This window comes from Nitrospira lenta (assembly GCF_900403705.1).
GTDB classification, from domain to species: Bacteria; Nitrospirota; Nitrospiria; order Nitrospirales; family Nitrospiraceae; genus Nitrospira_D; species Nitrospira_D lenta.
The window spans coordinates 329352-352103 of sequence record NZ_OUNR01000017.1; the positions used below are offsets into that span (position 1 = coordinate 329352).

At 56.4% G+C, this 22752-nt stretch carries 22 protein-coding genes; 14 read left to right on the forward strand and 8 right to left on the reverse strand.

From position 1 onward, the window contains the following. Positions 1-76 precede the first annotated feature (76 nt). The 14 genes from galT to ilvD all read left to right on the forward strand — a co-directional run bounded on the left by galT (position 77) and on the right by ilvD (position 13643). Entirely contained in the window at positions 77-1081 is a 1005-nt protein-coding gene (galT, locus tag NITLEN_RS13260; protein ID WP_121990089.1) for a galactose-1-phosphate uridylyltransferase, read from the forward strand. Next, positions 1082-2464 (forward strand): CCA tRNA nucleotidyltransferase, encoded by a 1383-nt coding sequence (locus NITLEN_RS13265; RefSeq protein WP_219999449.1) that lies wholly within the window; start codon positions 1082-1084, stop codon positions 2462-2464. 91 nt (positions 2465-2555) lie between these two features. Beyond that, complete coding sequence (locus NITLEN_RS13270) at positions 2556-2774, forward strand: MoaD/ThiS family protein (protein WP_121990090.1); 219 nt, start codon at positions 2556-2558, stop codon at positions 2772-2774. Continuing rightward, complete coding sequence (locus tag NITLEN_RS13275; protein WP_121990091.1) at positions 2771-3709, forward strand: PP-loop family protein; 939 nt, start codon at positions 2771-2773, stop codon at positions 3707-3709. Before NITLEN_RS13270 ends, NITLEN_RS13275 begins: the two co-directional genes overlap by 4 nt. A 22-nt stretch (positions 3710-3731) precedes the next feature. Then, positions 3732-4355: an acyloxyacyl hydrolase gene (locus NITLEN_RS13280; RefSeq protein ID WP_121990092.1), complete on the forward strand. Its 624-nt coding sequence runs from the start codon at positions 3732-3734 to the stop codon at positions 4353-4355. A 217-nt stretch (positions 4356-4572) separates the two neighbouring features. Beyond that, positions 4573-5703, forward strand: coding sequence for a glycosyltransferase family 4 protein (locus NITLEN_RS13285; RefSeq protein ID WP_121990093.1), 1131 nt, complete (start codon positions 4573-4575; stop codon positions 5701-5703). Next, positions 5703-6599, forward strand: coding sequence for a phytanoyl-CoA dioxygenase family protein (locus tag NITLEN_RS13290; protein WP_121990094.1), 897 nt, complete (start codon positions 5703-5705; stop codon positions 6597-6599). Before NITLEN_RS13285 ends, NITLEN_RS13290 begins: the two co-directional genes overlap by 1 nt. A gap of 108 nt (positions 6600-6707) precedes the next feature. Then, positions 6708-7799, forward strand: a complete 1092-nt coding sequence (locus tag NITLEN_RS13295; RefSeq protein ID WP_121990095.1) for an SGNH/GDSL hydrolase family protein — start codon at positions 6708-6710, stop codon at positions 7797-7799. A 62-nt stretch (positions 7800-7861) separates the two neighbouring features. Then, complete coding sequence (locus NITLEN_RS13300; RefSeq protein ID WP_121990096.1) at positions 7862-8836, forward strand: 3-keto-disaccharide hydrolase; 975 nt, start codon at positions 7862-7864, stop codon at positions 8834-8836. Between the two features lie 215 nt (positions 8837-9051). After that, on the forward strand, positions 9052-10071 hold the full coding sequence (locus tag NITLEN_RS13305) for a DnaJ C-terminal domain-containing protein (protein ID WP_121990097.1): 1020 nt from the start codon (positions 9052-9054) through the stop codon (positions 10069-10071). A gap of 32 nt (positions 10072-10103) precedes the next feature. Then, on the forward strand, positions 10104-10739 hold the full coding sequence (locus tag NITLEN_RS13310) for a MarC family protein (protein WP_121990098.1): 636 nt from the start codon (positions 10104-10106) through the stop codon (positions 10737-10739). Positions 10740-10787: 48 nt separating this feature from the next. Continuing rightward, positions 10788-11414 carry a Spy/CpxP family protein refolding chaperone gene (locus tag NITLEN_RS13315; protein ID WP_121990099.1) on the forward strand — a complete coding sequence of 209 codons (627 nt, stop codon included), beginning with the start codon at positions 10788-10790 and terminating at the stop codon, positions 11412-11414. A gap of 24 nt (positions 11415-11438) precedes the next feature. Then, a complete protein-coding gene (locus tag NITLEN_RS13320) occupies positions 11439-11792 on the forward strand; it encodes a PepSY domain-containing protein (protein WP_121990100.1) in 354 nt (117 codons plus the stop codon). A gap of 177 nt (positions 11793-11969) precedes the next feature. After that, complete coding sequence (ilvD, locus tag NITLEN_RS13325; RefSeq protein ID WP_121990101.1) at positions 11970-13643, forward strand: dihydroxy-acid dehydratase; 1674 nt, start codon at positions 11970-11972, stop codon at positions 13641-13643. 63 nt (positions 13644-13706) lie between these two features. On the opposite strand, the gene NITLEN_RS13330 is transcribed toward ilvD, so the two are convergent. The 8 genes from NITLEN_RS13330 to NITLEN_RS13365 all read right to left on the reverse strand — a co-directional run bounded on the left by NITLEN_RS13330 (position 13707) and on the right by NITLEN_RS13365 (position 22713). Further along, the gene (locus tag NITLEN_RS13330) at positions 13707-14543 is read right to left on the reverse strand and encodes a hypothetical protein (protein ID WP_121990102.1); all 837 of its coding nucleotides are present in this window, start codon (positions 14541-14543) and stop codon (positions 13707-13709) included. A gap of 58 nt (positions 14544-14601) precedes the next feature. Beyond that, on the reverse strand, positions 14602-15621 hold the full coding sequence (locus NITLEN_RS13335) for a S1C family serine protease (protein ID WP_121990103.1): 1020 nt from the start codon (positions 15619-15621) through the stop codon (positions 14602-14604). 140 nt (positions 15622-15761) lie between these two features. Beyond that, positions 15762-16880, reverse strand: a complete 1119-nt coding sequence (locus NITLEN_RS13340; RefSeq protein WP_121990104.1) for a DegT/DnrJ/EryC1/StrS family aminotransferase — start codon at positions 16878-16880, stop codon at positions 15762-15764. A gap of 110 nt (positions 16881-16990) precedes the next feature. After that, the gene (locus NITLEN_RS13345) at positions 16991-17752 is read right to left on the reverse strand and encodes an ABC transporter permease (RefSeq protein WP_121990105.1); all 762 of its coding nucleotides are present in this window, start codon (positions 17750-17752) and stop codon (positions 16991-16993) included. Further along, positions 17749-18714 (reverse strand): ABC transporter ATP-binding protein, encoded by a 966-nt coding sequence (locus NITLEN_RS13350; protein WP_121990106.1) that lies wholly within the window; start codon positions 18712-18714, stop codon positions 17749-17751. Before NITLEN_RS13350 ends, NITLEN_RS13345 begins: the two co-directional genes overlap by 4 nt. Positions 18715-18724: 10 nt before the next feature. Continuing rightward, positions 18725-19651, reverse strand: a complete 927-nt coding sequence (locus NITLEN_RS13355) for a hypothetical protein (RefSeq protein WP_121990107.1) — start codon at positions 19649-19651, stop codon at positions 18725-18727. 87 nt (positions 19652-19738) lie between these two features. Further along, positions 19739-20356, reverse strand: a complete 618-nt coding sequence (locus NITLEN_RS18715) for a type IV pilin protein (protein ID WP_121990108.1) — start codon at positions 20354-20356, stop codon at positions 19739-19741. Positions 20357-20856: 500 nt separating this feature from the next. Beyond that, positions 20857-22713, reverse strand: coding sequence for a tetratricopeptide repeat protein (locus tag NITLEN_RS13365; protein ID WP_181416860.1), 1857 nt, complete (start codon positions 22711-22713; stop codon positions 20857-20859). Between the last annotated feature and the right edge of the window lie 39 nt (positions 22714-22752).

Below are 22752 nucleotides of genomic sequence, written 5' to 3' on the forward strand. Positions count from 1 at the left end.
CGTTGTGAAATTTGGCGCTGCCTAAGACCCTCGGGATTCAGCGCTCAGTGCGGTTCAGATACTACGGAGTAATGCTATGCCTGACTTAAGACGTGATCCTATTGTCGGTCGCTGGGTGATCATTTCGACCGAGCGAAACGGCCGGCCGCATGATTTTGCCCAGATGCAACCAGCGAAACCCATCGCCACCGCGATCTGTCCATTTTGCCCCGGACAGGAACGGCTCACCCCGAAAGAAATTATGGCCTATCGGCCGCAACCCGGCGAAGCGAACTCACCGAACTGGACCGTCCGCGTCATCCCGAACAAGTTTCCCGCCTTGCAGGTGGAGGGCGACATGGGCCGGGAAGGCATCGGGTTGTATGACCGGATGAACGGCGTGGGCGCGCATGAAGTCATCATCGAATCGCCCGGCCATAAGGAAGGCCTCGCCGATCTGCCTACGAAAAAAATCGAGGATGTCCTCTGGGCCTATCGCGATCGTATGATCGATCTCCGAAAAGATCTGCGCTTCCGGTACATCCTGATCTTCAAAAACCACGGCGCCGCGGCCGGCGCCACGTTGGAACATAGCCACTCACAACTTATCGCCCTGCCCATCGTCCCGACCAGCGTGGCGGATGAACTCGACGGCTGCCGGGCCCATTACGAACAAAAAGAACGCTGCATCTATTGCGACATCCTCCGGCAGGACCTCTCCGACGGTAACCGAATCGTGGCGGAGAATCCTGAATTCCTCTGCGTCACGCCCTATGCGCCGCGCTTCCCGTTTGAAATGTGGATCCTTCCGAAGCGCCATGCCGCATACTTTGAAGAGAGCCAGAAATCGCAATTCGAATTTCTGGCTCCGATTCTTTCCGAGTCCCTGCGTCGCATGGACAAAGCCCTCGGCCGCCCTTCCTACAATTTCATCCTTCACAGCTCCCCGTTGCACGAAAAGACCGGCGACTACTACCATTGGCACCTGGAAATTATTCCCAAACTTACCCAGGTGGCCGGCTTCGAATGGGGCACTGGTTTCTACATCAATCCCGTCGCGCCCGAAGAGTCCGCCAAGTTCCTGAGGGAAGCGGAGCTCTAGGTGCCCGTTCGTTTCCGCATTGAAGATCCCACGCTCGCCGCGCCTCTCCGCCAGATCGAACACCTGATTCGCCGGGCTGGCGGTAGGCTCTGGCTGGTGGGCGGGTGTGTGCGAGATCTGATGCTTGAACGGCAGCCGCGCGATCTGGATCTTGAAGTATCCGGCATTCCTCCCGGCCAGTTGCACGCCATGCTCACGGAGCACTTCTCCGTCCAGTTCGTCGGTCGGGCCTTCGGCGTATTCAAGCTCAACGGCCTGCCGATTGATGTCTCGCTCCCCATGCGCCGTCCTTTGAATGACGCCACGATCCCCGGCCTGCTCCACCTGGCCGATCCGGAGATGGAGATCGACGAAGCCCTCTCACGCCGCGACTTCACGATCAACGCGATGGCCTGGGATCCCGACACGCTGGATTTTCACGATCCCTTCCACGGCCGCGACGATCTCAAGACCGGCACCTTACGGCATGTCTCCGAACGATTTTCAGAAGACCCGCTGCGGGTGCTGCGCGGGATGCAACTCGCCGCGCGCTACAACCTGACGGGGGCGCCGGAGACCGTGGCGCTCTGCCGTTCCCTCACACAGGACCGTCTCCCGAGCGAACGGATCTGGGAGGAATGGAAAAAGTTTCTACTCCGAGGCGTCATACTCTCGAAAGGGCTGCAGTGGCTCAACGATTGCGACTGGCTCCGGCTCTACCCGGAACTCGCAGCGCTGCGCGGGTGCCCGCAAGACCCGGTATGGCATCCGGAAGGGGATGTCTGGATTCACACGCTCCATTGCCTGGATTGGTTCGCCGGCGAACGCACCGGGCAGGCGGAGGATGATCTGACGGTCGGGCTTGGCATCCTCTGTCATGACTTCGGCAAACCCGCCACGACAAAGGAAGAGTTCGGGCACATCACCTCGCGCGGCCACGAAGCTGGGGGGGAAGCCCCGACCAGAGCATTCCTTGCCCGACTTACCAATCAAACCGGCCTAGCCGATGAGGTCGTGGCCCTCGTGCTATGTCACCTTCGCCCCTACGCGCTTTACGATGGACAGGCGTCCGACAGTGCGGTTCGCCGCCTGGCCAGGCACGTAGGCCGTATCGATCGCCTCGTGCGCGTGGCGCGCGCCGATCATGCCGGGCGGCCGCCGAAACCGTTCGATGGCTTTCCCGCCGGCGAGTGGTTGCTTGAAAAAGCTCGGGGTTTGGACGTCGAAGCGCAGGCTCCGGCCCCCATCGTAATGGGCCGGCATCTGCTCACCATGGGAATTTCACCGGGGCCGGAGATGGGCACATACCTCGAGGACTGCTACGAAGCTCAGTTGGACGGCTTGTTCACGACGCTCGACGGAGGCCTGGCTTATATACGCCAACAACTCCCCCTGTCGAGCTAACCTCACCTATCGTTTCACAAATCTAGTGCACCGCGCACCCGACACCTCTCGCCTCTTGCTCCCTCACGCATCGGCATCATATGATCTCCCCATGCAGGTACAACTGAGCCACCCGTCCAGAGCCATTGAAATCAAAGGTCCGAAAAAGGCCAAAGACCTCCTGAAAGAGCTCAACCTCGTCGTGGAGGCACACTTGGTCATTCGTGGCGATGAACTGGTGACCGAAGACGAGATGCTGTATGACCAGGACCAGATTGAAATCCGTCCGGTGATCTCCGGCGGTTCCCCGCGCCTCGCGAGCGATCGATGAATTGCACGAAATGCAAAACTAGAGCGGTCATCGATCTCCCGCGCCACAATGCCGCCTTCTGCAAAGATTGTTTCAACTACTATGTGCACGACCAGGTCGGCCGGGCCATCAAGTCCGAGAAGATGTTCGGGAAAGACGACCGCATCCTCGTGGCGGTGTCGGGCGGCAAAGACAGCTTGGCGCTTTGGGACGTCCTCCTCAAGATGGGCTACAAGGCCGACGCGCTCTACGTGAACCTCGGGATCGGCGGGTATTCGGAAGTGTCCCATGCCAAAGTGGTCAAATTTTCTGACACCGTGGCCGCCCCGCATGGCGCAGTCCTGCACGTCCACACCGTCGAACAGGAAGCCGGCGCCGGCATTCGCGAACTAGCGATGCTGATTCACCGGCCGACCTGTAGTACCTGTGGCACGATCAAGCGCTACCAGTTCAATCGCGTGGCGCTGGAACAGAAGTACGACGTGATGGCAACCGGCCACAATCTCGACGACGAAGCGGCGCGCCTCCTGGGCAACGTGCTCCGCTGGCAGGAAGAATATCTGGATAAGCAGTCGCCCAACTTGCCAGCTTCGCTCGACGGGTTCGCCAAGAAAGTAAAACCGCTCTTTCGCTTGTCCGAACGCGAATTGGCCGCCTATTCGGTGTTGAACCGGATCGACTACATCGTTGAGGAATGCCCGATGTCGAAAGGGGCTCGAACACTGCTCTATAAGGAAGTGTTGAATCGCCTTGAAACGGAATCACCCGGTACCAAACAGGCCTTTTATTGCGGCTTTCTCGATAAGCAGCGCAAGCCGGAAGCCTCCCCGACCACGATGGCCGAGAAAGACCAGGCCATGCTGCACCCCTGCACAACCTGCGGGCAACCGACCACCGCCGAAATCTGTTCCTACTGTAAGATGATGGCGCGAGCCAAAGTCCATTCTGCCTCATAAACTCTTTACGATTTATCTACCCATGACTCAACGATCTTATTGGATTCATATTCTTAGCCTTGCCCTGCCACTGCTCCTCACAATACACGGGCTGCCCTCCTCAGCCGCCGCATCCGATGAGCCCGCGTCAACGCCGGTCGGCACTCACACCATAGGGTTCACAGCCGGCCCCTTCTTTCCTCTACGCGTAGGACCCAGCCAAACGTCGAAGCTGTTCGGGGAAGCCATCATGCCTTCATGGATGGTGACCATTACGGAACCAATCGGTACGGGCTGGTACCAAGGCCAACTGGCTCTCGGCGCAGAACTCGCCGCCATCCATACGCATAGTCCGATAACAGCCTATGGCGTCGGGTTGACCCCGAAAATAGTCTACACCTCTACGGCATTTGGACGAGTGCGCCCGTTCATCGAAGGAGGCGGAGGACCGGCGTGGACGGATCTGGGCGGTCGGACTCCCGAGCAGCCCGGACAGTTTAATTTTCTCGTGTGGGGAGGCGCCGGAGGCGCGTACACGTTCGCGCCTGGCTGGGCCGTTCAAGCCGGGTATCGCGTCATGCACATCTCTAACGCAGGCACTCGCTCTCCCAATTCCGGACTGAATTTTGGACTTCCCTTTATCGGCCTGACCTATCAAACATTCTGATTCGTCTATTGCTCGAACTGCCGCCCGCGACATCGTTCGAACAGCTACCGGCTCCCCTAAGAATCCGCTTCAACAAAATTGAACACTCACTATGAAGAAACCGTAGGTATTCACCCCCCCTTTTGGTGTGTAGTAACGACCCTCGCAATATGATGTTATCGCCTCTATCAGCCAGGGCACTTCCATCGTTCCCTGGAACTGCGAGGCATGTCTGGCTATGCTCGAACGCGTCCTATATGTGGTGAACCTCGACCCCTCAAATAAATATGGGTCGCTCGAAGAGCAGATCTTCCTTACAAGCGAAGCCGTTGCCAAACAGGGTGGGGTCTTTATCCCTGCTTTCTCAGCAGCACTGCCGGCAAAGGAAGAACAACGATACAGACTGGCAGGACTGGCAGCGACATCGTTGCCCCTCGGGCGATTCAACATCCTCACCCTTCGCAAACTACAGCAGTTGATCGATCAGCATCGTATTGATGTGGTCCATTGGAATCTCTACCATCCCATCAACGGATATGCGGCGGCCTTGCGTCTCACGCGACCCAGGTTACGGCACTATCTTACCGATCACAACTCCAGACCAACCTCTTTTCGTCGCACCCGGCATGCGCTCTCAAGCGCATGCAAGAAACTGATGCTTGGGAGCTACTCAAAAGTTCTTGCTGTCAGCAACTATGTCTTATTGGAATTAGAGCGACAAGCCATTTGGTGTAACCTTGGCAGATATCACCACTTCGTGAATACAAGCCGTTTCCAGCCCGACGCTGTCATACGTTCAACCATGCGATGTTCCCAAGGGGTTGAGAAAGTGTTTGTGGTCCTGGTCGTGGCGCACCTCATTCAGGAGAAAGGTGTACATGTTGCCATCCAGGCCCTCAAGGACCTTCCCACCAATGTCGCACTCTGGATTGTCGGAGACGGGCCGGAACGACTGTCGCTTGAACACACGGCCGAATCTCTAGGTGTCCGTGAGCGAATCACGTTCTGCGGTCTGCAAGCAGAAGTGAGTCCGTTCATGCAGGCTGCTGACTGCTTCGTTTGCCCATCCTTATGGGAAGAAGCAGCGGGCCTGGTTATCCTTGAAGCGATGGCTTGCGGTCTGCCAGTGATCGGGAGTGCTGTCGGAGGCATCCCTGAATTCATTACGCAAGGCCAAACTGGATCGCTTTTTCCAGCCGGAGATCATGTGGCCCTCGCAGCCCATATTTGCCACCTCTATTCATCAGGGGCACAGCGGGAAGAAATGCGGGTGAGAGCCAGGGCCCTGGCAGTCGCACAGTTTTCCCATGAGTCGCGGGTCTCCGATGCCGTCGCTATATACAACACAACATGCCTTGAGGTGCGGTGATGGCACATGATCTAACGAACCAACTCGACCGTGACGGCATTGTGATACTCCCGGAATTTATCGCCGGGCCTCAACTACTGGGGATGCAACAAGCCTTTGAAACTCGCTTGCGGCACATGGCATGGAACGACACGATGGGGTATGAACGCACCGAGATGTATCGCCACATGATCCAGGATGTGCTGCTTCTGGACCAAGGATTCCTCGACGTCGCGCTGCACCCGCTTATCCTCCAAGTGCTCAAGGAATATATCGGGTCTCAGTTCCAGCTTGTCGAAGCAAAGGGGTGGCTATCTCTCCCGACCAAGAACAACTTTCACGGGTGGCACGGCGATGCCTGGTATGATCAACACGCGGTCTCAACGATACCCAGAGAAGTGAAGCTTGCCATTTACTTGACCGATGTTCGCTCGGGCGCTTTCACCTATATCAAGGGGAGCCACCGCAAACAACACCCCCGGCTTGTTCAGAGTCATGAACTAGCACAAGTTCCCAGGGAGCGGATCATGGAAGTTCCGGGGACTGCCGGCTCAGCTGTTCTGTTTGACACCTCTGGAATCCACCGGCAGGCCACGCCCGTCTTGGAGCCTCGACAAGCGGTGTTCCTGAATTATCACGACCCCAGTATCCCGCTCCAGCAAGAAGACGTTGAATATTATCGATACCACCCTCTCCTTCTCAATGCCGCTTTTCTGGGAAACCTCACACCGGAGGGCCAACGGGTCTTGGGATTTGGCGACAAGAGGAACTATCAGCACGGCTTCGAACGCCGACGTCGCCATGCCTTCCTAGAAGGCATCAGCCGATCCCTTCTAGAATCCTCACTACAGATAAACCAAGCCCTCTATTATCCTCGGAGGGCTCTGGCCAAGGCCAGGAACCTCTTACGGCACTAGGAGAACTATTGGGTAGCGCTCTTCGGCCTAGACATCCTAATACCGAACTGCGTTGGACGTTCCATCGGGCAGAGCTCATGCGCCTCTCCACCAATTAGGAAGGTTTCAATGCGCGCCAGACGAATATTCCTATTGATCTGCTTTTCAGGTCTCCTGCTCGCCGTCACGGCCTTTGCCTCTGAACTTGCATTGAGAGCCTCAGGCCACATCTCCACCGCCAGCATCCACGCCATCTCAAACGCTGACTTTGTACGGGTGCCGGGCATGTTCGAACCGAGCCAATCCGTGGAGGAGACCCCTCATCCCAAACTTCACTACCATGCGACAATCAACTCGCTCGGCTATCGAGGGCCTGAATTTCAACGAATCAGTCCTCCTCACGTTATTCGAATCCTCTGCCTCGGGGATTCCGGAACATTCGGCCAGTTTGTGAACGATGATGAAACGCTCTCCGCAAATCTGGAACGGATGCTACGACAAGAAGGGAATTCCGTCGAGGTCATCAATGGTGGAGTACCCGGCACAACTATTGTGGATCAAGTAGAGATACTCAAACGAAGCATGAGCCTTGCGCCGGACATCGTCATTCTCACATTCAGCGAAAATGATATTACCGACTTGGAAGCGGAGCCCTCTCAATTCGCAGCCCTTGCGGAAAACCGGAGGGTCAAGGGCCGGACAGGACTGAAAACCGTCTATGAACTCATTCGAGACACAGCCCTCTTCAATTACTTCTTAAAAGTCAGAGCGACCTGGAATACCTACTCGGCGCCCCATGTATCCGCCGATGTACCCAGTTCAAGTCCTGAGGACTCGGCAACCCGGCATGAACAGCTCTGGGCAACATATGCCCATCACCTGGAAACCATGCTCCAGACTCTATCCAACAGAAATATCCGATTGATCTTCAACGGCTATCCGACACATCAACGGATCGGAGCCGACACATTTACGGATGATCGGAGTCGCATTCAACTCAGCCGGGCTGAATCCTTGGCGAGGGAAATGGGAATACCCACGGTTTCGCTCCTCCCTTCCTTCAGAGAAACCGGGCTGACGAAGGAAGAACTTTATCATTTACCGTACGACGGACATGCCAATCGGATGGGGTACGTGATTCAAGCTACCGCGCTCCTTCCAGCCTTACGTGAGTCAATCCAAGAAGCTCGCAACAATATCTCTCCGGCCTCACAGCCCTAGAGATGACAAAGCAGAACGAAAGAACCAACGCCACGGTAAGCCGAATCCCTTGATATGATGCCATGCTCGGAAACCTGATCCAGAGAAAGAGTCCAACCCTTCTGGTTTTTGTTGTCTTTCCCCTATCGCTCCTTGTAGCGATCGCCCTGTTCACTCAATCCGTTTTGGCTACAGAATCTGATTTCATCGGCCGCTGGAATCTCACCCTTTTCGAAGTGGATGGTTATGCTTCTGCCTGGCTAGAAATTAAGCCCACTGCAAGCAAGAACAAGAGCGGTCAGCTGGTATGGATCTTCGGCGGGGCTGAGCCCCTAGAGGATGTTTCGATCACAGAAGGCATTCTGTCCTTCTCTCATCAGTTCATGGGGAAACGGCTACACTTCACCGCCAGATATGCAGGAAACACGCTAACAGGAACGGCAACGGACCACCGTTCTACCATTCGATGGATTGGAGTACGTGCGCCGGAGTTGCGGACACCTACTGCGCTACGGCAAGGAGCGCCGTTGGCCCTTTTTACCGGCCACACACTCTCTGGTTGGACATTGCGTAACGGATCCTCACCCTATTGTTGGCATATCGAAGAGAGCGTCTTATTCAACGACCACTCCTGCGCCGATTTGAGATCGAACGTCAACTTCATGAATTTTCATCTCCATCTAGAGTTCCGGCTAGATGACGAAGGCGGGAGCGGAGTATACCTGCGAGGCCGATACGAGGTCCAAATCACCACCGATGGGAATGGGCAGCCTGGCACTCGCTCGACCGGCGCTATCTTTGGGCATATCGCGCCGACCCTGTCGGTCGGAAAGCAACCAGGTGAGTGGCAAACACTTGAGGTCACTCTCATCGGAAGAGAGGTGGCCGTACGGTTGAACCATCACACTGTGATCGCCAACGAACGCATTCCAGGACCCACGGGTGCCGCCCTCGACAGCAATGAAGACCGGCCCGGCCCCATCATGCTGCAGGGAGATCATGGTCGTGTATCTTTCCGCAATATCGTGATCACCCCATTTCTCAATGAAATCCCTTAGCGCCTCGCCCAGATACCAATTTTGACAACACACCAGCCCAATGACCCAAGCCCACTACTAGCCCCCTTGCTCACTCCCCCAAGGGAGCCCAGCCTGATCATGTCTATTGCAGACAAGCCGCACGGACCGTTCATCCCTTGCAAAGCTGGGGATTGACCCCGTAAGCTACGGAATTATCTTCTCTTCCAGAACACTCGACACGAAAGCACTGCACCATGGCAAATTCTGGTCGCGACTACTATCAGGTTCTCGGCCTCCCGCGCACGGCTTCGGCCGATGAGATCAAGAAGGCCTATCGCCGTCTCGCCCGCCAGTTTCATCCCGATATGCACAGTGGCGCCAAGAAAACCGAGATGGAGAAGAAATTCAAGGAAATGAACGAGGCGCATGAGGTCCTCTCCGATCCAGACAAGCGCAAAAAATACGATCAACACGGCACCCAATGGGAACAGGCCGAAGCCTATGAGCGGGCCCGCCAAGCCGCTGGAGCCCAGAACCGTGGCCAGGCGCACTCGTTCAGCGGCGAGGGATTTTCCGATATCTTTGAGAATCTCTTCGGAGGCCGCGGACGAGCTGCCGGCCAGCACGAATTTTCGTCATCCGGTGAAGATCTGGAAACGGAAGTCGATCTATCCCTCCGGGAAGTCCTGCGCGGCGTCACCAAACGGATCAACCTCATGGAGCCGGTCCCCTGCTCCACCTGCCGCGGAAGCGGCGCAGTAAAAAACCGTCCCTGCCAAGCCTGTCTGGGATCTGGCCATCGGATGGAGTCCACTTCCATCGAAGTCAAAATTCCCGCCGGCGTCCAGAACGGAACCAGAGTCCGCGTGCCGGGGAAGGGCCAGCTAGGAACAAACGGCGGCCGGCGCGGTGATCTCTACTTGCACGTCACGCTCATGCCGAACAAGATCTTCCGCCAACAAGGCACCGACCTACATGCCAACCTGCCGGTCTGGCCCTGGGAAGCCGCGCTCGGCGCCGAAGTCATGGCGCCCACGTTGACGGACGCGGTCCGCGTGAAAATTCCCGCCGGCAGTCGCGCTGAAAGCAAGCTGCGATTGAAAGGGAAAGGACTCCCGACGGCGGCCGGAGGCCATGGCGACTTGTTCCTCACATTGCAGATCGTCTTGCCGTCCCCTTTGACGGAGGGGGAACAAAAGCTGTACGAACAACTGAGCCATTTGCGGACGGGCGATCCGCGCGCAGAACTATTGGCCGCCGCCCAACACAACTAGCCGCCTCCACCGTTCCTGATACAGGACTCTGCATGCCGCTTGTCGAATACGCCCTGCTGGCCTTTAGCTCTCTATTTGTCATCGTCGATCCGCTCGCAACCGTGCCGGCCTTTCTCGCCATGACTCCGCGCGATACGATGCAACAACGCCTGCGCATGGCCCGCGTCGCCTGCCTGGTGATGGTCGGAGTGCTGGCCGGATTTGCGCTGATCGGCCAATCGCTGCTGAACTTGCTGGGCATTACCCTCCCCGCCGTACAGGTCGCCGGGGCACTGGTGCTCCTCCTGGTGGCATTGGACATGCTCCGCGCTCAGCGTTCGCCGGTCATAGAAACGGCCGCAGAGACCGCGGAAGCCAGCGCAAAGGACGATATCGCCATCACTCCCCTAGCGATCCCTATGCTGGCGGGCCCTGCGGCTATTTCGACCGTCATCCTGCTGGACGCCCAAGCGACGGGATGGGCGCAGCGCGGCATCTTGCTGGCTTGCCTTGCGGTAGTCGGTCTGGCAAGCTACATTATCCTGGCGATCGGGGCGAAGGGAGCCATCTGGCTGACTCCGATGGCGGAAAAAATCATGACCCGGCTCATGGGGTTGCTGCTCGCTGCCCTCGCCGTGCAGTTCTTGTTTAACGGACTCAAGGGAGCAGGCGGGCTGTTACCGCAATAGCGCACTCGTCATCGTCATCACACGCGAGTTTAACCGAAGGAGGACCGCATGCAACGATCTCGTGCAGCAATCATGACTCTCACTCTCGCCACCGCCGTAAGCCTGACGCTGGGCACATCCGGCGCCTGGGCCGAAGGGTACGGCAAGGAAGGACATGCCGGCGGCGGACATAGCGCCATGGGCGGACATGGCATGGGCGGCATGATGCATAGCAGCACCGGCCACTTGATCCGCCATCTCCTCAAACACGAAAAAGACATCGGCCTCACGGCGGACCAAGTCGCCAAGCTGAAGGACATCCAACTCAATCTGGACAAAACCAGAATCAAGGCGGAAGCGGATATCCAGATCGCGGAGCGCGAGCTGAAGGCGCTGACCGACGACGAAAAGTCCGATCTTGGCGCCGTCGAAGCCAAGCTGAAACAGAGCGAAGATATGCAGGTCGGCCTGCGAATGACGTCCATCAAGACCAAGCGCGAGGTCCTAGGCCTCTTGACCGCTGAACAACGCGCCAAGGAAAAAGCCGAACACGACAAAGTGATGCAGGAACACAAGGGCGCCGGCAGCAAACACGGCAATCCTCACGGCGGCGGGGCGGCAAATCCCCACGGCGGAGCCAATCCCCACAAAGGCGCCAGCACCCCGTCGGCTCCCGGCAACATGTCCGTGCAATAACCTGTGTTCCGAAGGAGGTGGCCCATGAAATCCCTCGCACTCATCTTCACACTCGCAGTGGGAAGCGTGCTGACTCTCGGGACTCCTGCCTGGAGTGATAAGAAGAAGGGCGCGGAAGGCGAGGTGGCCACCTGGGCGAAAGACGCCACGGTCACGATCGAACAGGCGGTGAAAACTGCCGTGGAGAAAGTGCCCGGCACGGTCGTCGAGGCGGAACTTGAAAACAAACACGGCCAAATTACCTGGGAAGTGGACGTGCTCGGTGCGGACGGCAAGATGACCGAAGTCTGCATCGACGCCGTGACCGGAGCCGTGATCGGTACGGAAGCCAAGGACAAGAAAGACGAAATGAAGAAAGAAGGGAAGAAAGGAAAGTAGTTTTTCCTCTCTGATCTCTCACCAACAGTCGACCGCTCCCCAGGCTGATCAAAATGCCGTCCAGCAAGGCCGCAAGGAGAGAGGACCCCGAGGCGTACGCGGCAGGGTACGTTGAGGGGTCCGAACGACTGAGAACGACGCTGGAGGGCATTTTCAGCAGCCTGAAAGAAGGATGTTATGCCGAAAGAGTTGAAACTGAAGAGTCACGATTTATTGGTAGGACCTGGCCGGGCGCCGGCGCGAGCCATGCTGAAAGCGGTCGGGTTTACCGATGAAGACCTGTCCAAGCCCATCGTCGGAGTCGCCAACACCTGGATCGAGGTCATGCCCTGCAATTTTCACCTCCGGCGGTTGTCGGAACGCGTGAAAGCCGGTATCCGCGCCGCTGGCGGGACGCCGATTGAATACAACACGATCGCCGTCTCCGACGGCATTTCGATGGGCACCGAAGGGATGAAGGCTTCGCTGATCAGCCGTGAGGTCATCGCCGATTCGATTGAGCTGGTGGCTCGCGGCCATCTGTTCGACGCGGTCGTCGCGCTGTCCGGTTGCGACAAGACCATCCCCGGCACCGTGATGGCGCTCGCCCGATTGAACGTCCCGTCATTGATGCTGTACGGCGGGTCGATCATGCCGGGCCATTTCCAAGGGCACGATGTGACGATTCAAGATGTGTTTGAGGCTGTCGGCAAACACGCATCGGGCAAGATGACGAACGCCGAGTTGAAAGACCTCGAAGATCACGCCTGCCCAGGCCCCGGCGCCTGCGGCGGCCAGTTTACCGCCAACACCATGGCCATCGCGTTTGAGTTCCTGGGCATGTCGGCCATGGGCCGCAACGGTGTGCCGGCCATGGATGAACACAAAGACGATGTCGCCTTCGAAAGCGGCAAAATGGTGATGGAGCTCCTCAAGAAGGATCTGCGTCCCAAACAGATCATCACGCGCAAGTCGCTGGAGAATGCCATCGCCGCCGTGGCGACGACCGGCGGATCGACCAATGCCGTGCTGCATTTGCTGGCGGTGGCCCGGGAGATAGGCGTGAAGTTGACCATCGACGACTTCGACAAGCTGAACCGGAAAGTTCCGCTCCTCGCGGATCTCAAGCCGGGCGGTCGATTCACCGCGGCAGACCTTTTTGCCGCCGGCGGGACCACGCTCGTCGCCAAGCGGTTGCTGGATGCGGGCATTTTGCATCCGAATCAGCCGACCGTGTCCGGCCGCACGATCGGCGAAGAAGCCGCAGGAGCCAAGGAAACGTCCGGGCAACAAGTACTCCGGCCGCTCTCGAACCCGATCAAGCCCACAGGCGGCCTGGTCATTCTGAAGGGTAATCTGGCACCGGAAGGCTGCGTGGTAAAAGTCGCCGGCCACTCGATCATGAAGTTCCAAGGCCCGGCTAAAGTATTTGAGCGGGAAGAGGATGCCTTCGCCTCAGTCAAAGCCGGAAAAATCAAAGCCGGTGATGTGGTCGTAATCCGCTATGAAGGTCCGTCAGGCGGACCGGGCATGCGCGAGATGCTAGGCGTGACGGCGGCCATCGTGGGAGCCGGACTCGGAGATTCCGTGGCCTTGCTCACCGACGGACGCTTCTCCGGCGCGACTCACGGCCTGATGGCCGGACACGTGGCGCCGGAAGCGATCAAGGGAGGCCCGATCGGCGCGGTAAAGAACGGCGATACGATTACGTTCGATATTGCCAAGCGGCGACTGGATGTGGCGCTCACGGACAAAGAAATCAAAGCGCGCCTCAAAAAAGTGAAACATCCCAAGCCCCGATACACGACGGGCGTCATGGGCAAATACTCGCGGCATGTGTCCTCAGCTTCGGAAGGAGCGGTGACCAGCTAGCGAATCAGGCATTGTGCGGGTGATGTCGGGGAGAAACACAGGCTGTGTTTCTCCCCGATTCTTTTAGTGGTAGGTAATCTGCCGTTCCCGGCTGACCACGGTTTCCATGAGCGAGAGCGCCCCGTGTTTCTCGGTCCATCGCTGAATCGTTTCCTTCGTCCAATTGCCCACCGTATCGAACTCATATGTCACCCTAGACTTGCGGAGATGCGCACTCCGGAAAAACTCACTCTGCTGTTCGATCCGCAGCCCGGCGGCGTTGTATCGATAGGCATCTTTCCGCATCAACGTCCCATTCCCTGAATAGAACCGACTCTCCTCAAGCCGGTCTAACGCTCCGTGATGATGCGTCGACTCCAAAACCAGCCGCCCGTGAAAATATCGGGCGAGATAGATCAGCTTCCCTCCGATGTCATAGAGCGATTTTTCCACGGTCCCATTCCCGGTGATTGCGAGGTCCTCCGTGAGAGCCCCCTGTTCGTCATACAGGTTGAATTCTGCATAGGCAAGCTGGCCGTCATCAGTCGCCGCAAGCATGGCAACTTGCCGGCCCTGCCCGTCAAACCCATATCGGTAGTACTTCTGGTACAGGACATGGCCGTCCGGCTTGATCGTCTGCTCTTCCGTGACCCGACCGGCATCATCGTAGGATAGGCGATACTGCACCGAATCAGTTTCTTGTGTGGGGAATAGTTCGACTTCTGTCAGGCGTCCATCACGATTGAAGTGATGGACGGTACGGAGTTGTGAATGACGGGTCACCGCCATCTTCACAGGCCCTGTCAATTCTTGCTTTGAGAGATCGCTCGTCGTCTCGCCAAGGACCGAGCCCGCGGCGGGACACAGGAGAACCCCGACGATGAACAGGACTCGACACAACCATGGATGATCAATCTGCATGCCGGTGGCGCATCATACACCGCCTACTCCAGTGAAGAAACGCTCAAACCCGGAAAGGCTACCGTTCCTTGAAGCGCCCGCGCATCTCGGAAATCATGCCATCCAGATCAGCCTCGGCCTTGCTGCGGTCACTCACCAATTCGTCCAAGTTGTACGCACGAGGCGCGGGGAGCGTTGTAAGTGGCTGAGCAGGCCCGCGCTGGTTTTTCTGGCTGTCCATCTTGGGCGCTGGAGCCTGGCTGGGGACTGGTCGAGGCGCCGGGAGGGATTGTTGCATCGAGGGCTGATCCGCCGGCACTTCAACCGCCGCACGAGTTGGCCCCGACGGCGGGAGCGCCGGCTGCTGACTGAATGCAGTACCCTGCTCACGCAACCACTGTCGGGCCACCGAAGATTTGAGCGAGAAGCTGATGCTGGTGATCGGCATGCCGTCAGACGCCACGCGGGCAATCGCCGTATTCACCCCGATCATATGTCCTTCACTGTCAACGAGCGGACCGCCGGAATTCCCCCGATTCAAACTGGCTTCCGTCTGGAACACATGTTTCCCTTTTACGCCGTTGAAATTATCGACTTCGGCACTGACCACCCCCGTCGTCAGGGTCCACAACCCTCCCTGCTCAGGGTGACCGATCGCGAGCACACGGTCTCCGATTTTCGTCCGATCCGAGTCGCTCAGATCAATGACCGGAAGCGGAATAGTTACGCTTTCAAGTTTGAGTAACGCGAGATCCAGCGGAGAAGAATAGGCCACCAGCGTGGCGCGCACCATGCGGGCCAGGTCGGCTTTGGTATCACCGCTTACGCGGGCCGGTTTCAAGAACACGGAGAGTCGCGGATAGGGCTTTCCGGTCTTTTCATCGATGACCACATGCGCATTCGTCAGCACGACTCCATCGGCCTGAATGATGGAGCCTGTTCCCCCACTACCTCCCTTTCCGCTATCAGAATGACCCATGACCATGACGACCGCCGGAGCGGCCTGTTCATAGATCTCGCGCGGCGTCAGCCCCTTCGCCTCAACAGGCATGTACCCATGGCCAATCAGAGTCGCAAAGAAGATCAGTACATATTTCATCAATATCTCCTACTCTTCTACTAGTCGCCGTATTGGAGAGAGACCGTTCCCGCTGCCAATATTGCATGACTCAACGGACAGAACCGCGAGGCGTTGACCAGGGAACGTTACGGGAGCAAGTGGAAAACCTGAGAAGCGACCTATTGGCGCTTAAAGAAGTCGGCGATCATCTCAACCACGTAGGTCAGTTGGGCGTCGCTGAGTTCCGCATAGATGGGAAGGGACATGACTTCTTCGGCCGCCCGTTCGGATAAGGGAAAGGCACCCTTCCGATAGCCAAGATCCTGATAACAATTCTGCAAATGCATAGGGAGCGGATAATAGATCTCGGTCCCGACGCCCTTCTCCTTCAGGTGAGCCCGAAGTTCGTCTCGCTTCGAGACTCGCACGGTATACTGATTGTAGACGTGAAAATTTCCCGCCTTCGTCGATGGCAAGGTCACGCGATCCAGCAAACCCGCCGCTCGAAACAGCTGGTCGTACCGGGCGGCATTGCGCCGGCGGCCTTCAGCCCATTGATCGAGATACTTGAGCTTGATATCAAGCACGACGGCTTGTAATGCATCCAACCGGCTGTTAATCCCGACCGCTTCATGAAGATAGCGGACCCGGCTCCCATGCACGCGCAACATGGCCAGCGCATCTGCGAGTCCCTGATCATTGGTCGTGATCATCCCGCCATCGCCAAATGCGCCAAGATTCTTTGAGGGGAAAAAGCTGAAGCAGGCGGTATCTCCCAATACCCCAGCGCGCTGACCTCCTTGTCCGGCACCGATGGCCTGACAAGCATCTTCGATGACATGCAGTCGCTTTGCCTTGGCGATCTGGTTGATGGCCGGCATATCGGCACATTGCCCGAAAAGATGGACCGGGATAATCGCTTTGGTGCGAGATGTCACGGCACGTTCGAGTTGCGTAGGATCAAGATTGAACGTATCCGGCTGAATATCGACAAAGACCGGCTTCGCACCCAACCGAGACACGGCACCGGCTGTGGCGAAGAATGTAAACGGGATCGTGATGACTTCGTCGCCTTGCCCCACGCCCATCGCCATAAGCGAGAGCAGCAACGCGTCGCTTCCCGAGGCACAACCGATGGCGTAGCGGGCACCAACATACTTAGCCAGAGACTCTTCAAAGGCGGCTACGCGCGGCCCCAGAATAAATCCCTGCTCGTCGCAGACTGTTTGGACTGCCGCCATGATCTCGGCGCGAAGAGGTTGAAACTGCGCTTTTAAGTCAAGGAGAGGAATATTCATGAATACAAATCGCCCAGAAGTAGACCTTCTATGTACGCATTACATGTACTCCATCAATACATTGGACGCAATGTCTTTGCAAGTAGAGAATAGACCTGGCAAGGTGCGCGTTAGCGAAAATCACGACGTTGGAAGATGATACTCGCTGACATCAGCAGAAACGCGACATAGGTCAACCCGTACACCACAATGAGCAAGAGGTCGGGTCCAGATACCTCAATATGGTGGATGACATTCCCCTTCAGATTGAACCGCTCTAAATTCGGCAGGATGTAATACAGACCGGTGACCACCGCGCGCAGACCTTCATCCATTTTCTCGCCGAAGGTCTTGAGATCCGCCGTTAAGTGGCCGATCACATAGACAGCCAGCGTGAAAATAGCGCTGAGTGTCGCACTGGTGAAGGTCGAACACAACAAGGCCACCGCCGTGATGACCATAAACTCCATAAAGATCAATCCCAGCGCCTTGAACAACATGCTCTCAATCGGCACATCTTGCGCGACGAGCACCAGTAACAGCCCCCCGGCCATAATCAGGGTGTTGACAAAGAGCGTCAGTATCAAACCAAGGTATTTTCCAACCAGAAACTGGTAGCGCGCGACGGGTTTCGACACGATGGTATAGATCGTTTTCTTCTCGATCTCTTTGTTGACGAGTCCAATTCCGACGAAGATTGCGATCAGCACCCCGAAAATGTTGATACTCCCAAGCCCCACATCCAGCAACAAGCGATGGAACTCTCCTAGTGTCAACCGCATCAGCAGCAAAGAACTCCCAATCATGAGCAGCGCAAACACCAGGAGGTTGTAGAGCAGCTTGTCGCGCAGGTTTTCACGGAACGTATTGAGCGCAATCGATAGAACCTTCATACCCGCGCCTCCACAGGCGACTGTGCCCCTTTGGCCTCACGAATGAACAGATCCTCCAGCGATGCCTTATGAGGAGTCAGCGAAATCAGCTTGGCATGAGCCGCCCTAATCACTTCAAGAGACTCATCGACCTGGCGCTGGTTACTCAGCACGACCATGACTCGCTCCCCGTTCAACACCATCTTCGTTGCCAGGACACGAAGCTGCTCCAGACCTTCCGGCGAAAGCCGATCGATGACCATCTCCACTTCTTGCGTGGTTCCTTGTTGGACCAACTCAGATACCTGTCCGCAAGCCACCAAGCGGCCCTTCATAATCATGGCGACTCGATCACAGAGCAGTTCGGCATCATGCAGAATGTGCGAACTGAACATGACTGTCTTGCCGGATTCCTTGAGACGGAAGATAAGGTCGCGCACTTCCTTCCGTCCAATCGGGTCAAGCCCGGACATCGGCTCATCCAGCACCACCAGCTCCGGGTCATTGATCAAGGCTTGTGCGATTCCAACGCGTTGCAACATGCCTTTGGAGAACTTGCGGAGCTGAAGATCCCGTGCATGCGTCATCCCCACTAGCTCCAGCAATTCATCCACGCGTTTATTGAGAGCAGCCCCCCACAGGCCGAATAGATGGCCATAGAAGCTGAGGAACTCACGGCTCGTCAGATAATCATAGAAATAGGGAGACTCCGGAAGAAACCCGAGCTTGGCTTTGGCAGCAGGATCGCCAGCCGGATGACCAAAGATTGAAGCAGATCCGCTCGTAGGATAGATCAGCCCCATCAGCATCTTGATAGTGGTTGTTTTCCCGGCTCCGTTAGGTCCGAGAAAGCCGAAGACCTCACCTCGACGAACATCCAATGACAACTGATCCACCGCCGTCACGCGCCGGCCCCAGAATCCGACACGAAACACTTTATGGATGGCTTGAATCTTGACAACATGGTCGGTGACAGAACGCATCTTGAGACTCTTACTCTTTATCCAACCTGAATACTTTAAGCCGTTTGGGATGACTGCTACTTAAGACCTGTCCCGTTCCAGAATCTAGCAGATACGAGCCTCCAAACGGCTCTTCTGGAATTGCTGGAAGTATGCCGGACGAGACTAAGTCCGACAACGTTTTTGGATATTTGTGCTGTGTCTGTTGATAGCGATGAATCGCCGCATCAAGGCGCCTAAGATCTCTCTCGATCATAACCTCACTTGCCCGTTCCTTCAGTTTCTCGCGAGCTGCAACATCTGGATTCTCTCTCCATACTGCCTCAAGAAGCTCCAATGCCACATCGGGATTCCCTGATTCTGCATACATCCTGGTCGCCAAACCTGGGAGAAAGCCGGGGCCACCTGGAGTCCTTGCTGCACGGCTGATATAGTCCGCCCCTATCGCCGGATCACCAAGTACAAAATAGTGGTTGTACCCAAGCAGAAAAGGCAGATTCCATTCGCTAGGGTTCGCCGCATGGCCTTTCTCCAGGAGTTGATTGCTAAGATCAACCCTGTTTGCCATATCGGTCAGGACCACCCCTCCCACATAATACACATAGGCATAGAGGGGATCGAGCGTGGTGATCACATCCATCGCATGATACAGCCACACGTGCTCGTCTATGGAGTTCTTTTTCTTGCCGAGAACTTGGAGCGTCCTGAGCCAGAGAATGTCTGCTCCCAGATGCTGGTACCCCAGCAAGGCTGGCCGCAGGATCTCACCACGCGGTAATTGTGCCAGTTCTTCAATTTTCGCTGTGACTCGATCAGAACGGTGATCTAGATTTTGTTGAAGAAAGGTCAAGAGACCAAGAAGTACGATTAATGTGGCAAAGACTAAAGGATAGACTAGCTTCACCGAGGCCGCGGATGTTGATTGGTCTGATGAAATGAAAGAAAAACTGGCAGACATGTTGGAACCTATGCATATCCTTAAAACAGGATGTCCCGCCGGCTGTTTCCAGCCGACGGGACGCCTCGCTCACGAACAGGCTCGACTCTAGTAGATGCCTGTCGTGCAGTCCTGAGCACCCTGGCCATCAGACGATGCCCACACAGAGATCGTTCCATCCCCATCCAGGTTTGAAGCAGCCGTCGCTCTAAACCCACTCGAAGCAACACCGCCATCAACGGTCCCTGGTTCGCGTGTAATGTTAGCAGCAGGCACTGCAACAGGACCCATGCACGAACTATGTGAGGCAGCGTAGGTACCCGTTGCATAATTAAACATCACGAGACCGCTCGGCACGAAACCAAGATCTGCAAACGAACCCGTCGTCACACCCGCACCAGCCGCGCCCACGCACCAGGTAGGATTGGCCGACACCGCAGGGGCAGCCGGAAGGAACCAGCTGGACGGCGTGTTCTTGGTACCTGCAGCCGGTACGGCGGCAGCTGGCCAGGCGGCGGTGGTCAAGAAACAACCACGCTCTCCCTGCCACGACACTTCGGAGGTCTTAATCGCCATAAGATTCGCCTTCGCTTCTGACTGCCGAGACTTAATCTGGTAGGTCAGGAAGTTCGGAATGGCGATGGCCGCCAAGATGCCGATGATCGCCACGACGATCATCAACTCGATGAGGGTAAAACCCTCTTGTTTACGCAATGCCTTAAACATCGTACTGCCTCCTGGTTGATGGTTCACTGACCGCCCACGTTCACACGCTGCTTCTTCTTGCTACCCGAGGCGCTCGTGTTGGCGCCTACCAGGGCTATAGCAGGTTTGATGCCGGTCGGTGCTAAAGACGAACGTATCACCATCTCCCTGGAAATCAACAAGTTACAAGAAATCATCCGACGGATAATTTCCGATCTATAGCCGACATCTCTTCCACAATCTGCTCAAAACTGCCGATAATTGGCATCTTATCTCCTCTTCCTGCACAGAAAGCGGACGAAATTCATAGGCTGATTCAGTTCTAAGCGGGAGTCTGAAGTCTCTGGAGAGTAAATGATCGAGACTGTTCCATGGAGAATGATCTCCTTGAAACTATTCATGAACTTTGTGAATGATCGTCAAAGAATCGTTGATTGCCGGGCCCGGTTGCTCGCTCTCTTTATAAGAAAAGGGCGCAGCAATCCGTGGCGGATCGTACCAACTGATCGGAATAAATACGACTACGGAGCGGATTGTTTAGACTGTATCTTCTCTGATACGCGACGTTTGGCTTGTTGGATACGATCCTCGCTGACAGGATCACCAAGGCCCTGCTCACGAAACCGCTGAAACAGCTTTTCGTTCGAAGGATCAAGTTCCAGTGAATGGAGCCAGGCTTCCTTCGCCTCGGACAGCTTCTGCTGCTTCACATAGATTTCTCCAAGATGCTCATAGATCACTGGATCGTCACCCACCAGCGCGGCTGCGCGCTTGATCTCGGTCAATGCCTCGTTGAATTGCCCGGCCTTATAGAATGCCCACCCAAGACTATCGACATAATATCCATTGTCGGGCTTAAGCGCGACAGCCTGTCTGGTCAAAGACAGGGCCTGCTCCACCTTGACGCCCCGCTCGGCATAACTGTACCCGAGATAGTTCAAGGCATCGGCATGGTGCGGGTCGAGGCTCAGAGCTAATTCCATTGACTTCACCACATCGTCAAAGCGATTAAGCTTATCGTACGCAGTCCCTAGGTTGAAATGCAGATCCGCATTCTTCGGATGATGGCGAAGGCCTTCTTCAAAGGCGCTCAGGGCTGCCTCGAATTGCTCGGACTGGAGATACGCAAGTCCCAGTACGATAAAGGGTTCCGGCTGCTTGGGATTGATCCGCGTCGCCTCGGTCAAGTGGGTGATTGCAGCGGGATAGGCTTTGAGTCGATACTGCAACACACCGAGATGCATGTGACTGTCTGCGTACGTAGGGTCAAGCTGAATATTGAACTGATACGCTTCCGCCGCTTTCTGAGACTCCTTCGTTTCCTCATAGAGATAGCCGAGATAGTCTCGCACTTTGAGTTCGGCAGGCCGTGCTTTCAGCACCGCCTGGAGCAGCTCAATGGCCTTAGAAAACTCTCTTTTCTCTCCATAGATCAGTGCCATCCGCAGTTGCGCATCGAGATCGCCAGGCTCTTCTGCCAACATCTTGTCGAGTTCCGCGAGGCCTCCGGCGTAGTCCTTGGTACTGACATAAAGCTGGATCAGATGCTGGCGGATATCTTTATTATTGGGGTTCACCCGTTCTAGGTACCGTTTGAGCACTGCAATCGCTTTTTCTCGTTCTTGGCGGGCTTCATAGAGCGAGGCCTGGGCAAGGTACGCCGGTTCAAACCCCGCATTGACCGTGATGGCCCGTTCGAAACTTGCCAGCGCCTCATCCTGTTTGCCTGATTCGAGGAAAATCCGCCCGAGGTAATAGTGCCCGATCGGCGACTCCGGCGAGACTTTCAATCCCTGCTTTGCGGTCTGCTCCGCTTCCGCCAGCCGCTTCTGATTGACGAGGATAATCGCTTTGGGGAAATAGGCATCGCCCTGGCCTGGATCACGCTCAATCGCCAGATCCAACAGTCGCAGCGCTCGATCCGGCTTGCCTGCACTGGCAAGAATGCCGGCCATCTGCGTGAGCTGTTGAGCATCTTGACCCGTTCCTTCACCGACTTCCTCCGCATAACGAGCCGCATTGGCCAGATCACCCAATCCGAAATAGATCCCGGCCAATCGCGCTTTGACTGAGCGCGAGTTCGGATCGGTTTTAAGCACCGTACGATATTCTTGAATTGCTTTATCGTTGTCTTGGGCCAGCTCCGCTTGATATCCCAGCATGAAATGATACGACGCTGAGGCGTCCGCAGCCGGAGCCACGGCCGGCTTTTTCGGCACGGCGCCAGCTGACGCCGCTTCTTGCGGATGCGGCGCCGCCGCACAGGCCGCCACCACGAGAGGAATGAGGATCCCCAAGAATCCACGCCCCGCACACAGCGGCAGGGGACCAGGGGATGACAATGAGGAGGCGAACGAAAACCAGCGTCGTGTATTCACAATAGCCTTTGGGGAAAAGGACTCGGAGTGCATCGTCAG